General features: G+C 72.6%; 14 protein-coding genes. 8 read left to right on the top strand and 6 right to left on the bottom strand.

Annotated features, from left to right (window positions below; all coding sequences use genetic code 11):
- Window positions 1-113: 113 nt before the first annotated feature.
- The 5 genes from tsaE to AB0O28_RS12375 all read right to left on the bottom strand — a co-directional run bounded on the left by tsaE (window position 114) and on the right by AB0O28_RS12375 (window position 4,787).
- On the bottom strand, window positions 114-575 hold the full coding sequence (tsaE, locus tag AB0O28_RS12395; protein WP_363639258.1) for a tRNA (adenosine(37)-N6)-threonylcarbamoyltransferase complex ATPase subunit type 1 TsaE: 462 nt from the start codon (window positions 573-575) through the stop codon (window positions 114-116).
- Window positions 572-1,624, bottom strand: coding sequence for an alpha/beta hydrolase (locus AB0O28_RS12390; RefSeq protein WP_363639256.1), 1,053 nt, complete (start codon window positions 1,622-1,624; stop codon window positions 572-574). The genes tsaE and AB0O28_RS12390 overlap by 4 nt, the downstream gene beginning before the upstream one ends.
- Before the next feature lie 24 nt (window positions 1,625-1,648).
- Complete coding sequence (alr, locus tag AB0O28_RS12385) at window positions 1,649-2,794, bottom strand: alanine racemase (RefSeq protein ID WP_363639254.1); 1,146 nt, start codon at window positions 2,792-2,794, stop codon at window positions 1,649-1,651.
- Window positions 2,795-2,848: 54 nt separating this feature from the next.
- Window positions 2,849-4,354 (bottom strand): NAD(P)H-hydrate dehydratase, encoded by a 1,506-nt coding sequence (locus tag AB0O28_RS12380; protein WP_363639252.1) that lies wholly within the window; start codon window positions 4,352-4,354, stop codon window positions 2,849-2,851.
- An 82-nt stretch (window positions 4,355-4,436) separates the two neighbouring features.
- Window positions 4,437-4,787, bottom strand: coding sequence for a holo-ACP synthase (locus AB0O28_RS12375; RefSeq protein WP_363639250.1), 351 nt, complete (start codon window positions 4,785-4,787; stop codon window positions 4,437-4,439).
- Between the two features lie 133 nt (window positions 4,788-4,920).
- Here AB0O28_RS12375 and coaA point away from each other — a divergent pair, with 133 nt between their 5' ends.
- From coaA to AB0O28_RS12335, 8 genes are all read left to right on the top strand, one after another.
- Complete coding sequence (gene coaA / locus AB0O28_RS12370; RefSeq protein ID WP_363639248.1) at window positions 4,921-5,862, top strand: type I pantothenate kinase; 942 nt, start codon at window positions 4,921-4,923, stop codon at window positions 5,860-5,862.
- Window positions 5,863-5,967: 105 nt separating this feature from the next.
- Window positions 5,968-6,903: a DUF389 domain-containing protein gene (locus AB0O28_RS12365; protein ID WP_363639246.1), complete on the top strand. Its 936-nt coding sequence runs from the start codon at window positions 5,968-5,970 to the stop codon at window positions 6,901-6,903.
- 76 nt (window positions 6,904-6,979) lie between these two features.
- The gene (locus AB0O28_RS12360; RefSeq protein ID WP_363639244.1) at window positions 6,980-7,906 is read left to right on the top strand and encodes an ABC transporter ATP-binding protein; all 927 of its coding nucleotides are present in this window, start codon (window positions 6,980-6,982) and stop codon (window positions 7,904-7,906) included.
- Window positions 7,903-8,766, top strand: a complete 864-nt coding sequence (locus tag AB0O28_RS12355; protein WP_363639242.1) for an ABC transporter permease — start codon at window positions 7,903-7,905, stop codon at window positions 8,764-8,766. Before AB0O28_RS12360 ends, AB0O28_RS12355 begins: the two co-directional genes overlap by 4 nt.
- Entirely contained in the window at window positions 8,763-9,716 is a 954-nt protein-coding gene (locus AB0O28_RS12350; protein WP_363639240.1) for an ABC transporter ATP-binding protein, read from the top strand. The genes AB0O28_RS12355 and AB0O28_RS12350 overlap by 4 nt, the downstream gene beginning before the upstream one ends.
- The gene (locus tag AB0O28_RS12345; protein WP_363639238.1) at window positions 9,713-10,429 is read left to right on the top strand and encodes an ABC transporter permease subunit; all 717 of its coding nucleotides are present in this window, start codon (window positions 9,713-9,715) and stop codon (window positions 10,427-10,429) included. The genes AB0O28_RS12350 and AB0O28_RS12345 overlap by 4 nt, the downstream gene beginning before the upstream one ends.
- Before the next feature lie 46 nt (window positions 10,430-10,475).
- Entirely contained in the window at window positions 10,476-10,706 is a 231-nt protein-coding gene (locus AB0O28_RS12340) for a hypothetical protein (RefSeq protein ID WP_363639236.1), read from the top strand.
- Window positions 10,703-11,095 (top strand): type II toxin-antitoxin system VapC family toxin, encoded by a 393-nt coding sequence (locus tag AB0O28_RS12335; protein ID WP_363639235.1) that lies wholly within the window; start codon window positions 10,703-10,705, stop codon window positions 11,093-11,095. Before AB0O28_RS12340 ends, AB0O28_RS12335 begins: the two co-directional genes overlap by 4 nt.
- 112 nt (window positions 11,096-11,207) lie before the next feature.
- On the opposite strand, the gene AB0O28_RS12330 is transcribed toward AB0O28_RS12335, so the two are convergent.
- The gene (locus tag AB0O28_RS12330) at window positions 11,208-14,042 is read right to left on the bottom strand and encodes an AAA family ATPase (RefSeq protein ID WP_363639233.1); all 2,835 of its coding nucleotides are present in this window, start codon (window positions 14,040-14,042) and stop codon (window positions 11,208-11,210) included.
- Between the last annotated feature and the right edge of the window lie 25 nt (window positions 14,043-14,067).

Here is a 14,067-nt window from a genome sequence, read left to right as displayed (position 1 = left end):
TGCGGCGGACCGGTCTGGAACGCGCACGAACGGCGTCCGGCTTGTCCTCGCAGGTCCTCATCCACACGTCAGAGCCCGGATTGCGGTCTTTCATCCGCGCTCGCGGGGGATGTTCAGACGAGGGACAGTTCCCGCCAGCGCGGGCCCACGCCCGTGACCCGTACGCGGCGCTCCTCGCCCTCGGCGCCCCGCTCGAGGTGGATCTCCAAGCGGTCCTCCGACAGGCCGTCGACCAGACCCTCACCCCACTCGACCACGGTGACCGACTCCTCCAGCGAGGCGTCGAGGTCGAGGTCGTCCACCTCCAGCGTGCCCCCCAGCCGGTAGGCGTCCACGTGCACGAGCGCGGGCCCGCCGGACAGGGACGGATGGACCCGGGCGATCACGAACGTCGGGGACGTGATGGGCCCGCGCACCTTCAGGCCCTCGGCGATGCCCTGCACCAAGGTCGTCTTCCCCGCACCCAGCGGCCCGCTCAGCACGACCAGGTCTCCGGGGCCGAGCAGCGCGGCCAGCCTCGCGCCCAGCGCGCGCGTCTCCTCGGCGGTCGCGGCCCCGAACTCGGCCGTGGTCACGTGTTCCCCCTCTCGGCCCGCTTCAGCAGCTCACGCAGCGCCTCGTTCACGACGTCGGGCCGTTCGAGCTGCACGAGATGCGACGTCTCGGGCACGGTGGTGAGCTGCGCCGTCGGCGCCGCCGCCGCCATCGCCCTGCTGTGGTCGAGCGGCGTCAGCCAGTCGCGCTCCCCCACGATTATCGCGGTGGGCACCTTGTTGAGCACGTCGAGCGCGGTGAGCTTGTCGTGCGACATCAACGCCGGGTAGAAGTCGGCGATCACCTCGGAGGGGGTCGCCCTGATCATCGACTCGACGAAGTCCACGACGGTCGGGCTGACGTTCCTGGAATCGCCGAAGCCGAGGTGGCGCAGCGCCAGGAACGACAGGTCGGTGCCGGCCTCGCGGCCCCGGTCGACCAGCGCGCCGCTCCTGCGCATGATCGAGACGGCGGACGGCACCGCGAGGTTGACGAGCTTGGAGACCAGGGCGGGCAGGCCGAGGGTGAGCTCGGCGAGCTTGCCCGCCGAGGTCGCGACCAGAGACACGCCGCGGATCTTGTCACCGAACAGTTCCGGCCGCCGCTCCGCCAGCGCCATGATCGTCATTCCGCCCATGGAGTGGCCCACCACCACGCACGGCCCGGGGACGAGCTCGTCGAGCACCAGCGCGAGGTCCTCCCCGAGGCGCTCGATGGTGCAGTCGCTGGCCAGGGCGCGGGCCGACAGGCCGTGGCAGCGCTGGTCCCACAGCACGAGGCGGTAGGAGTCACGCAGGTCGCGCCGCTGGTAGTGCCAGGAGTCCGAGGACAGGCAGTAGCCGTGACACAGCACCACGGTCAACGGCGCGTCCTCCACCCCGTCGATCTCGGCGTGGATCTTCACGCCGTCCGAGGTCGTGAGCGTCACCGAACGTCCGTGCAACTCGCCGAAGGGCTCACTCGCCTCCAGGTCCGGCCGCAGACGGATGCGGCCGACGGCGTACCTCTTCGCGAGCGTGGCCGCCGCCACTCCCGCCGACGCCGCACCGAAGACCGCTCCGGCGATCCCGACCTTGCGACGTGTGCTCATGCCTGCCCTCCTCGCAGCCGCGGCTCAGCGTCCGTCCGTATGGACACGAGGCACGCGGGATCCGATCCTCGTCACGATCTCATGAGTAATCGTGCCCAGGGAATCCGCCCACTCCTGACAAGTCGGCTCGCCATCGTCCCCGGGTCCGAAAAGGATCACCTCGTCCCCCGCTTCCGCCGGATCGTCACCGAGATCGATCACGAACTGGTCCATGCACACCCGGCCGGCGATCCGCCGCCGCCGGCCCGCCGCAAGCACCTCCGCCCGGTTGGTCCCGTTTCGCAGGATGCCGTCCGCATACCCGAGGGGGACCAGGCCAAGCGTGGTCTCACGATCGGTGACGTAGAGGTGACCGTACGACACGCCCGAGCCCGGGGCGACCCGTTTGGCCTGCGCGAGCCTGGCCGTCAGCGTCATGGCGGGGCGCAGCCCGAAGCCGCCCAGCTCGGGGATCGGGCTCAGGCCGTAGACCGCGATGCCCGTGCGGACCATGTCGTACCTCGCCCGCGGCAGCGTGACGGTCGCGGCCGAGTTGGCGATGTGACGGATCGCGTCGCTCGGCACACCCGCCTTGTCGGCGAAGGCGAGCGCCTCGTCGAACGCCGCGAGCTGGCTGTCGATGGAGGGGTGGCCCGGGATGTCGGCACAGGCGAAGTGCGACCACATGCCCGCGATCTCGACGGCCCCGCTCGCCCGCGCGGCGAGAGCGTGCTCGACCAGCGACGGCCAGTCCGCCATGGTCGCGCCGCCGCGGGAGTTGCCCGTGTCGGCCTTCAGGTGCACGCGGGCGGTGCGCCCGGTGCGGCGGGCGGCCTCGACGATGTCGTCGACGACCCAGGTCGCGCCGGCCGACAGTTCGACGTCGGCCAGCAGCGCGTCGTCCAGCGGCTCGCCCGGGGTGATGAGCCACGACATGACCGGCGCGGTGACCCCGGCCTCGCGCAGCGCCAGCGCCTCGCGGACGAAGGCCGTGCCGAGCCGGCTCGCGCCCGCCTCCAGGCACGCCCGCGCGACGGACGCCGCTCCGTGACCGTACGCGTCGGCCTTGACGACGGCCATCATCTCGGCGCCGGCGGCCGACTCGGCGAGCAGCCGTACGTTGTGCCGGATGGCGGACAGGTCCACGCGTGCCTCGGCCGGGGTGGCGGAGCGCACCGTTGAGAAGCTCATTTTTCCAGTGTGTCAGGTGGACCCGGGTGGCCGCGCCCATCCCGACGTCGCACGTCAGAGCGTACGCAGGGCCTCGGGGAGCGCCTCGGCCACGTCGAGTGCGGCGATCGGCGCCTGTCCCGGTCCCGCCGCGACGCCGCCTCCCGCGGCGACCCGCGCCGCCATCCCATGGACGTACGCCGCGCACGAGGCCGCGTCGTAGCCCGTCAGCCCGGCGGCGAGCAGGGCGCCCACGATGCCCGACAGCACGTCGCCGGTGCCGCCCGTGGCCAGCCAGGGCGTGCCCGTCGTGTTGACCCGCACCGGCCTGTGCTCCTCGGCGACGAGCGTGGTCGAGCCCTTGAGCAGCACCGTCGCCCCGAGCTCGGCGGCGGCGCGCCGTACGTGTTCGAGCCGCCCGGCCTCGACGCGCTCGCGCGGCACGCCGAGCAGCCGCGACAGCTCCCCCGCGTGCGGCGTGAGCACGGTGGGCGCGGCCCTGCGCAGCAGCGTGCGATCCTTGGCGACCAGCGTGAGCCCGTCGGCGTCCACCAGCACGGGCACGCCGGTGGACAGCACGGCGCGGGCCACCGCGTGCGCCTCCGGGCCGGTCCCGAGCCCGGGGCCGAGCACCCACGCCTGCACCCGCCCGACCTCGTCGAGCGAGCTCTTCAGCACCAGCGCCGGGTCGAGCACGGTCGTGACGGCCTCCGGCCAGCGGGCCCTGACCAGCCGCACCGGCTCTGCCGTGCTCGCGAAGCGGACCATTCCCGCGCCGGCGCGCACCGCGCCGCCCACCGAGAGCACGGCGGCTCCGGTGTATCTGTCGCTTCCGGCGGCGATCCCGACGACGCCACGCCGGTACTTGTCGCTCTCCGCACCCGGGCGGGGCAGCAGGTCGGCCACGTCGTCGGCGGTCAGCGCGGTCACCTCGGGGTCCGGCAGGAATGAACCCAGGCCGATGTCCACCAGCTCGACCGCACCCGCGTGGGCGGCGCCGGGATCGACCAGCAGACCGGCCTTGAACGCCCCGAACGTGACCGTCAGGTGCGCGCGGACCGCCGGTCCCTCGACCCGCCCGCTGCTCGCGTCCACCCCGCTCGGCACGTCGACCGCGACGATCAGGCCGCCGGTCTCGGCGGTCAGCTTCGCGAGGGTCCCGTACGGCTCCCGCAGCGCGCCGCCGCCGCCGATGCCGACCAGGCCGTCCACGACGAGGTCGGCGCCGGCCAGCAGGTCGCGGGCCCTCGCGATGTCGTACGGGTGTGCCCGGCCGCCCGCCGCCCGCAGTGCGGCCAGCCCGCCCTCGTGGGTACGCGATCCGGCGAGGACGGCCTCCACCCGCGCTCCCCTGCGGGCCAGGCGGGCACCGGCGTACAGGGCGTCCCCACCGTTGTCGCCGCTGCCGATGAGCAACGCCACGCGGGAGCCGTACACCCGGCCGCGGGAGCCGGCGAGCAGGTGCGCGCACACCACGGCGAGCCCGGCGGCGGCCCTGTCCATCAGCGCGCCCTCGGGGAGCCGCGCCATCAGCGCGAGCTCGGCGGCGCGGATCTGGTCGGAGGTGTAGGCGGTCCGCATGCGTCCGACGGTAGCCTGCCGCGACGGCGAAGGCGATCACCGTGCGCCCGCGACGGCGGGCGCGGACGACGGGCTCCCGCGTTCAGGACTCGGCGACCACGTAGGCGACCGCCATGCCGCCGTCGTGGGACAGGGAGACGTGCCATCTGCGCACGCCGAGGTCGCGGGCCACCTCCGCCGCACGGCCCGTGATCCTCAGCTCGGGGCGGCCGCGCTCGCCGCGCACCACCTCCGCGTCGAGGTGGCGCAGGCCCGGCGGGGCCCCGAGTGCCTTGGCCACGGCCTCCTTGGCGGCGAACCGCACGGACAGCGACTCCAGCGACAGCGCGCCCTCGGCATCGGTGAACAGGCGTCCGCGCAGGGCGGGCGTGCGCTCCAGAGCCGCGCCCAGGCGCGCCACCTCGACCACGTCCACCCCGATGCCCACGATCACACCGCCAGCGTACGGGGGAGCGGTGGGCGACCGGTGACGCGGGACACACGTTCTTCCCCGTTCCGCGCCGAAGTAATCCATCGATTTTTGTCCACAGGCTGTGCACGGCCCCGGGTGAGGGCACGGACACGCCATGGCTACGCTTGCCGTCGTGGCAGATGGGGACGCGTATGTCGAGCTGAGCCGCGAGCAGTGGCGTGACCTGCGCAAGAACACACCGCTCACGCTCACCGAGGCGGAGCTCGAGGAGCTTCGCGGCGTCCACGACCCGATCGACCTGTCCGAGGTGACCGACATCTACCTGCCGCTCACCCGGCTACTGAACCTGCACTTCACCGGTTCGCGGCAGCGCGGCGCGGCCGTCGGCGCGTTCCTCGGCGAGCAGGACGCGCCTCCGCCGTACGTCCTGGGCATCGCGGGCAGCGTCGCGGTCGGCAAGTCGACCACGGCGCGGCTGCTGCACACGCTGCTCGCGCGCTGGCCCGAGCACCCCCGGGTCGACCTGATCACCACCGACAGCTTCCTTCACCCCAACAAGGTCCTGGAAGAGCGCGGGATCATGCATCGCAAGGGCTTTCCCGAGAGCTACGACCGGCGGGCGCTGGTGAGCTTCGTGGCCGACGTGAAGGCGGGCCGGCCCTCGGTGGAGGCGCCCGTCTACAGCCACCTGGAGTACGACATCGTGCCGGGCGCGACGCATACGGTGGACCGGCCGGACATCCTCATCGTCGAAGGGCTCAACGTCCTGCAGCCCGCGCCTCCGGACGCCCTGGCGGTCTACGACTACTTCGACTACTCCATCTACGTGGACGCCCGGATGGAGGACATCCGCACCTGGTATGTGGAGCGCTTCCACAAGCTGCGCCGTACGGCCTTCTCCGACCCGAAGTCCTACTTCCGGCACATCGCGGAGCTCTCGTACGAGGAGGCGACCGCGTTCGCGGAGGCCGTCTGGCGGGACGTCAACGAGCGCAACCTGGTGGAGAACATCGCCCCCACCCGCCGCCGGGCCGGCCTGATCCTGCACAAGGGCTCCGACCACTCCGTCAGAGCGGTACGCCTGCGCAGAACCTGAGTCGTGGCCGGCGAATCAAGCCCTGCCGCGCGGCCCAGCCGATGCATCCACCTGGATGCACGCTCGCGACGGGCGGCGTTTGTCGGACACTCCTAGGATGCAGCCGTGCTGCATCTGCGGGTCATCGCCCCGTTCCAGCGGACCGACCAGGTCATCGAGGTGCTCGACCGTACGCCGGGAGTCACGAACGTCGTCCTTCTGACCAGGGCGGCCCGGCGGCCGGAGGGTGACGTGGTGCTCGCCGACGTCGCGAGGGAGGCCGCCAACACGGTCATCGGCGAGCTCAAGGCACTCGGCCTGGAGCGCGACGGCTCGATCACGGCCGAGGACATCGAGCTGTCCATCTCCCGGGGCGCCGCAGAGGCGGAGGAGCGGGCGCCCGGCGAGGGCGACGACGCCGTGGTGTGGGACCAGTTCGAGCAGCGTGTGGCCCTCGACAGCCGCATCACGTGGGCGTTCCTGGCCTTCCTCGCCATCGCCACGCAGATCGCCGCCATCGGCGTGCTCATCCCGTCGCAGATCCTGATCGTCGGCGCGATGGTCCTCGGGCCGGAGTTCGGCGCGGTGGCGGCCGTCTCCTTCGGCCTGCTGCGCCGCCGGTGGCGGCTCGTCGGGACGGCCTCCCGCACCCTGTCGGTGGGCTTCGCGTCCGCGATCGCCGTCACCCTCGCCTGCGCCCTCCTCGTCCGCGGCCTCGGCTGGATCTCCCCGGACACCCTGCGGCACCACGACGAGGTGCGCTTCATCGTCACACCGGACCGGTGGTCGTTCATCGTGGCGCTGCTCGCCGGCGCCGCCGGGGTCCTGTCGATCACGGCGGGCAAGTCCTCCGCGCTGGTGGGCGTGTTCATCTCCGTCACCACCGTCCCCGCGGCCGGCTACATGGCCGTGGCCCTGGCGCTGTGGCGCTGGGACGAGGTCGGCGGCTCGGCGCTGCAACTCCTCGTCAACATCGCAGGAATGGTCGTCGCCGGCACACTGACCCTGTTCCTGCAGCGCTTCCTGTGGGCCCGGCACGGCGGGGGTAGGACCCGGGCCTGACAGGCATACCTGAGACGTAGACGGGTTCCTCCATCAGACGGAGGACCGGGGATCGCGCGCCGAGTAGGGTCGGATCATGAATGCGAGCGCGACCCCATGCTTCGCGACCGAGGGGCTGACCAAGCGCTTTCCCCGCGTCACGGCGCTCGACGACCTCACGGTCGCGGCCGGAACCGGTGTGACCGGCCTGGTGGGCGCCAACGGCGCGGGCAAGTCGACGCTGATCAAGATCCTGCTCGGCCTGCTCTCCCCGACCTCGGGGCGTGCCTCGGTGCTCGGCCTCGACACCGCCACGCAGGGCCTGGAGATCCGGCGGGCCGTCGGCTACATGCCCGAACACGACTGCCTGCCCCCGGACATGTCCGCGACCGAGTTCGTGGTGCACATGGCCCAGATGTCCGGGCTGCCGCGTACGGCCGCCCGTGAGCGCGCCGCCGACACCCTGCGCCACGTCGGGCTGGACGAGGAGCGCTACCGCCCGATGGGCGGCTACTCCACGGGCATGCGGCAGCGGGTCAAGCTCGCCCAGGCCCTCGTCCACGACCCGAAGCTGATCTTCCTCGACGAACCCACCAACGGGCTCGACCCGCAGGGCCGCGACGACATGCTCGCGCTGATCCGGCGCATCGGCACCGAGTTCGGCATCGACGTGCTGGTCACCTCCCACCTGCTCGGCGAGCTCGAGCGGGTGTGCGACCACGTCATCGTCATCGACGGCGGGCGACTGCTGCGTTCCTCGGCGATCCGGGAGTTCACCCGGGCCGAGCAGACCATCGCGGTGGAGGTCGAGGAGGGGCAGCAGCGGCTGGCCGAACGGCTCACCGCCGGCGGCGAGACGGTCGCGTCGCAAGGCAGGCTGCTGACGGTCCAGGTGGCCGCGGACGACCCCGGCCGCACCTACGACGCCGTACGCGACGCCGTCTGCGACCTCGGCCTCAGCCTCCTGCGGCTGGAGCAGCGCCGGGGCCGCATCGAAGACGTCTTCAAGGAGCCGGTGGCATGACAGAGCCGACCGCGGTCATCCACGACATCGGATACCGCCACTACGACGGCGTACGGCTGGGACGCGGCCGGGCGGCGCTCGCCCTCGGCGTGCAGAGCCTGCGCGGCGTGTTCGGGCTCGGCCGCACGGTCCGCGCCAAGATCATGCCGCTGCTGCTGGCCGCGATCATGCTGATGCCGACGGTCGTGTCGATCGGCGTGATGGCACTGGCCAAGCAATACGTCATGCCCTATCCCGGATACGCCGTCTTCATGCAGGCGGTGATCGCGGTCTTCCTGGCCGCGCAGTCGCCGTACCTGGTCGCGCCGGACCTGCGCTTCCGGGTGCTGCCGCTGTACCTGTCCCGCCCGCTGACCGTCACCGACTACGTCCTGGCGAAGCTGACCGCGCTGGCGGTCGCGCTGTTCGGCCTGCTGGCCGTGCCGCTCACGATCCAGTTCGTCGGCGAACTGCTGGTGGACCTGCCCGGACCGGCGCACACCGCCGACTACCTCGGCGCGCTGGGCGGCGCGGTGCTTTACGCGGTGCTGCTGTCGACCGTGAGCATCGCCCTGGCGTCGTTCACCCCGCGCCGCGGACTCGGCGTCGCGGTGGTGATCGCGTTCTTCATGTTCACCGCGGCCGTCTCCACCACCTTCTTCGCCGTGCTGTCGGTGTCCGGCCGCGACTCCGTCGCGCCGTGGGCGCTGCTCCTCAACCCGTTCTTCCTCGTCGACAGCGTCCAGTCGGCACTGTTCGGCACCGCTCCGACCACCGGCGAGGGCTACCCGTCGGGCGTCGCGTCGTGCGTGATCCTGCTGGCCGTGATCGCCGTGGCCGTGACCGGCGTACTCCTGCGCTACCGGAAGGCGGCGTCGTGACCACCACAAGCTCCCCCGTGACCACCCGCCAGGGCGTGCTCGAACTCGGCCAGGTGTCCCGCTGGTACGGCAACGTCGTCGCGGTCAACGACGTCACGATGACGATCGGGCCCGGCGTCACCGGCCTGCTCGGGCCCAACGGCGCGGGCAAGTCGACGCTGCTGCACATGATGGCCGGGTTCCTCGCGCCGTCCAGCGGCGCCGTGACCCTCGACGGCCGGCAGATCTGGCACAACCACGAGATCTACCGGCAGATCGGCCTGGTCCCCGAGAAGGAGGCCGTGTACGGCTTCCTCACCGGATGGCAGTTCGTGCTGTCGTCCGCCCGGCTGCACGGCCTGCCCTCGCCCGCCGACGCGGCCCGCAGGGCCCTCGACCTGGTGGAGATGACGGACGCCTCCGGCCGCCGCATCGAGACGTACTCGAAGGGCATGCGGCAGCGCGTGAAGGTCGCCGCCGCCCTCGTCCACGACCCCCAGGTGCTGCTCCTGGACGAGCCGTTCAACGGCATGGACCCCCGGCAGCGGCTCCACCTCATGGACCTCGTCCGCCGCATGGGCGAGGAGGGCCGGACCATCCTGTTCAGCTCGCACATCCTCGAAGAGGTCGAGCGGGTGGCCCACCACATCGAGGTCCTGGTCGCCGGGCGGCACGCGGCGTCCGGCGACTACCGCGAGATCCGGCGGCGCATGGCCGACCGGCCGCACCTGTTCCGGGTCAGGTCGAGCGACGACCGGCGCCTGGCCGCCGCCCTCATCTCCGACCCCGCCTCCAGTGCGGTCACGCTGACCGAGCAGGGCGTCGAGGTGCAGGTGACCGACTACGCGCGCTTCACCACACTCCTGCCCCGTATGGCGCGCGACCTCGGCGTGCGCCTGTGGCAGGTCTCCCCCACCGACGAGGACCTGGAAAGCGTCTTCTCCTACCTGATCTCCGGAGGCGCGCGATGAACACGGTGGTGGCGGACATCACCTACCGGGCCATGCTCGGGCGCAAGCGGATCTGGCTGCTGATTCTGCTGCCGGTGGCGCTGGTCGCGCTCGCCGCGGTGCTGCGACTGATCAACGGACACGACGAGCAGACCGCCGTGACCCTGATGAAGAGCTTCGCGATCGGCACGATGCTGCCGCTGCTCGGGCTGATCGCCGGGACGGGCGTCATCGCTCCGGAGATCGAGGACGGCACGATCCTTCACCTGCTGTCCAAGCCGATCTCCCGGCCGGTGATCGCGGTGACGAAGTTCGTGGTCGCGGCCTCCCTCGTCGCGGTGTTCGCGGCCGTCTCGACCTTCGCCGCCGCCTATCTCCTGACCGGCGCGGAGTCGGGCGTCGCGACCGGCTTCACCCTCGGGGCGCTGTTCGGCGGCGTCGCGTACGCCGCGGTCTTCCTGCTGCTGGGCGTGCTCACCCGCCACGCGGTCGCGGTCGGCGTCATCTACGCCCTTCTGTGGGAGGGCGTGATCGGCGGCTACGTGCCCGGCGCACGGAAGTTCTCCATCCAGCAGTGGGCCCAGTCGCTCGCCGACCAGGTCTCCTCCTCGCCCTTCTTCTCCAGCGAGGTGACGCTCGGCTTCGCCGTGCCGGCGGTGGTCATCGTGACGATCGGCGCCGTCGTCTGGACCGGCCAGCGGCTGCGCTCCCTGTCCCTCACCGGCGACGACTAGTTGTGGCGTTCGCGCCGATCAAGCGCCATAGCGCTAGAATAGCGCTATGGCGACGATCCAGATCCGGAACATCCCGGACGAGGTGTACCTCACCTACAAGGCTCGCTCCATGCGCGCTCACCAATCGCTGCAGGAGTACCTCCTCGCCAAGCTGATCGCCGACGCACGACAGCCGACTCTGGACGAGATCCTGGACAAGGCGGAGGCCAACGCCGCCGAGGGCATCGACACGAACGACATCCTCGACGAACTCGACAAGGGCCGGAGCAGCCGTTGATCGTCATCGACGCGAGCGCCCTGGTCAAGGTCCTCGTCGAGAAGGGATCATCCGGGGGCGCCCTCCGCAAGAGGCTGCGAGGCGAGAGCCTGGCCGCACCGGCGCACATCGACGCCGAGGTGCTCTCAGTGCTCCGAGGGCTCACTCTGTCGGGAAAACTCGACGTCCCGCGTGCGGAGAAGGGCCTCGGTCTGCTGGAGGTCATACCGCTGACACGGGCACCCCTGACGATTCATCTTGGCAGGAGTTGGCAACTCAAGAGCAATTACAACGCCTATGACGCCCTGTATGTCGCTCTCGCGGAATCGCTCTCGTGCCCGCTGATCACCAGCGACGCGCGGATGGCGAAGGGGGGCGGCGCCCGGTGCGAGATCGAGGTCTTCTCCTGAGCCGCACCACGTCGCCCGGACAGTGACGAGCGGACGGCCCGGCCCGGCACCCCTGACCGCCACCGCCTCACCGGCGCCGACTCACTGGCGCCGACTCACCGGGCACCCGTCCTTACGACAGAAGGCGGGTCAGCTCGACCCGGGAGCGCACGCCGAGCTTGGCGAAGATGTTCCTCAGGTGGTGCTCCACGGTGCGCGGACTGATGAACAGGCGGGCCGCCACCTCACGGTTCGTCGCCCCCTCCGCCACGAGGGTCGCGATCTGGAACTGCTGCGCCGTGAGCAGGCGGCCGGCCTCCGAACGGGAGCCCGAGGGCCGCACCGACTCCCCGGCCGCGCGCAACTCCGCACGGGCGTGCTCGCTCCACAGGCGGGCGCCGTACCGCTCGAACGTCTCCAGCGCGCCGTGCAGGTGCTCACGGGCGGCGCCGGGGCGGCGCGATCGCCGGAGCACGCCGCCGTACAGCAGCCGCGTGCGCGCGGTCTCGAACGCGCACGCCCCCTGACGGTGCAGTTCGAGCGCCTGCGCGAAGCGCTCCCCCGCCTCGGCCGGGGGCGCGAGCAGCGCGTGGCACCGGGCCGCCAGCGCCAGCCGGTCGGGGTCGCGCGTGCTGTCCGCCCAGCGTTCGAGCATGACCAGCGCGTGGCGCGCCTGCGCGATGTCCCCGGTGCGGACGGCACTCTCGACGAGCAGCGGCGTCGCCATCACCCGTACGACGAGGGGGTCGCCGGTGCGGGCCACCGTGCGCAGGCGGTTCACGGCGTCGGCGTGGCGGTTCGCCGCGACGTCCAGATGGGCCAGGGCCAGCGTGCCGAGCGCCTCGGCCACGCTGACGCCGTGGGCGGCGGCCTGCTCGACGGCCCGCGCCGCCCGCAGGGCGCAGGTCTCCTCGTCGCCCGCGACGGCGGCGGTGAAGGCGAGCCAGGCGAGGTGCTGGGCGCCGCTGGTGGCCCGGCCCGTCTCCTGCGCCAGGCGCAGGCCGTCCATGGCGTTGGCCGCCACCGCGTCGTAACGGCCGCTCCACAGCTGTGCCTGGATCAGGATCTCCAGCATCTGCGGCATGCTGGCGACCGCGCCGTGGGCACGCGCGACCTCGACCGCACGGGACGCCAGCGTGAGCGCGTCGGCGCCGTTGCCGAGCAGGAGGTTCGCGACGCCGCCCCACACGAGCACCGAGAGGCTGCCGGCCGAGGGGGCCACCTTCACGCCCTCGGTGGCGACGCGGCGCAGTGAGGCGGTCGCCTCACGGTGCCGGCCCCGGAACGTCGCGGCCATGCCCGCGAGATACTCCAGCGCCAGGCGCGTGACGTGGTCGTCGCCGGGCCGCCGCAGTGTCTCGGCCCGCCGCGCGACCGCCAGGAACCGCCGGTTGTCCCCCGCCAGGTAGCTCGCCTCTCCGGCCCGGACCAGCGCGCGTACGGCCTGTTCGCGATCGGTGCGCAGCAGGCGCTCCGCGGCGGCGAGCAACGTGTCGCAGGCGCTGTCGGTCTTGCCCGCCCGCAGCTCCAGGCTGCCTCGCACGAGTTCCGCCCGGCCACGCGTCTGCGCGCCGGCCGCGAGCGTGTCGATCCGGGACAGCAGCGACCTCGCCCGCTGCGGCTGTCCCGCCTGCAGAGCGTGCCGGGCGGCGGCGGTCAGCCGTGCGGCCCTGGCCTCGCCCTGCCCGGTGAGCTCGGCCGCGCGTTCGAGGACGCGGAACGGTTCGGGGAAGGCCGTCGCCGCCTTCGGCGCCGCCGCGAGCGCGCGTACGAGATCCTCGGCGAGCCTGTCGGGATGATCGTCGAGGGCGGCGGCGCGGTGCCACGCCCGCCGCAACCGCTGGTGCTCTCCATCGAGCAGGCCCGCCAGCAGGCGGTGCGCGGCCCGCCGCCGGGCGAGGGACGCCTCGGCGTACGCCACGCGCCGCAGGATCGGGTCGGCGAGGTCGAAGCCGCCGTCCGGCGATTCGACGACGAGGCCCGCGGCCTCGGCCGCCTCCAGTGCCGCCAGCCCGGACCGCGATTCGGCCGCGCGCACCAATGTGACCGCGTCGATGCCGGGATCGGCCGCGATCAGCAGGACGAGGGCGGCGGTGTCGGCGGGCAGGCCGCGGAGCCGGTCGGCGTACGCCCGCCACAGACGCCCGCCGCGCGGCGGCGTCTCGGGAGGCGGCGCCGCGCCCGTGCGGTGCTCACAGGTCAGCGAGCCGGCGAGTTCGGCGAGCGCGAGCGGGTTGCCCCGGGCCGCCCGGACCAGCGCCGCACGCAGGTCCGCGGGCATGCCGTCGGGGACGAGATCGTCGAGCACCTGCAGGGACGCCCTCGCGTCGAGCGGGGCGAGCGGCAGCGACGGCAGATCGCCGGGGGCCGCACCGGATTCCGCCGCGCCCAACCCCGCGCCCATGCCCGCCCCCGACCCCGCGCCGAGGCCAGGACCGGCGCCCGGACTGGCCAGCAGCACGGCGACGGGGGCCGTCCGCGCCCGGCGTGCCACGAAACAGATCGCCTCCCGGCTGGGGACGTCGAGCCGTTGCAGGTCGTCGGCGCACACCAGCACCGGGCGCCCGGCGGCTCGCAGGAGCCGCAGCAACGCGGCGGACAGTGCCAGGCCGCCCGCGCAGACACCCGTACGCAGCGCCTCGGCGAGCACCCGCGTATCGGCCGCCGGTGTCTCCAGCAGGCCCGCGATCGGGCCGAGCAGCGCGTGCAGCCCGGCGTACGGCAGGTGGGTCTCGCCACTGACGCCCTGCGTGCGGAGCACGAGAAACCCCTGCTCGTCCGGGGTGACGGTGGCGGCGTACGCGGCGGCGAGGTCGAGCAGCGCGGTCTTTCCCGTACCCGGTCCGCCGAGGAGGAGCAGGCACCCGCCCGCGCCGGCCCGGGCCCGGTCCACCAGCGCGCACAGCGCGTCCGCTTCTTTGTCACGACCCCTTAACAACCCCGACCGGACACCGGTCAAATAGAACATAAATCAGTGTTACGCGCATATTTCG

Origin of the sequence: Microbispora sp. NPDC088329 (genome assembly GCF_040685655.1) — a bacterium.
Taxonomy (GTDB): Bacteria; Actinomycetota; Actinomycetes; order Streptosporangiales; family Streptosporangiaceae; genus Microbispora.
Note: the sequence above shows the minus strand (reverse complement) of the source record. Positions and strands in the feature narration are given on the sequence as shown.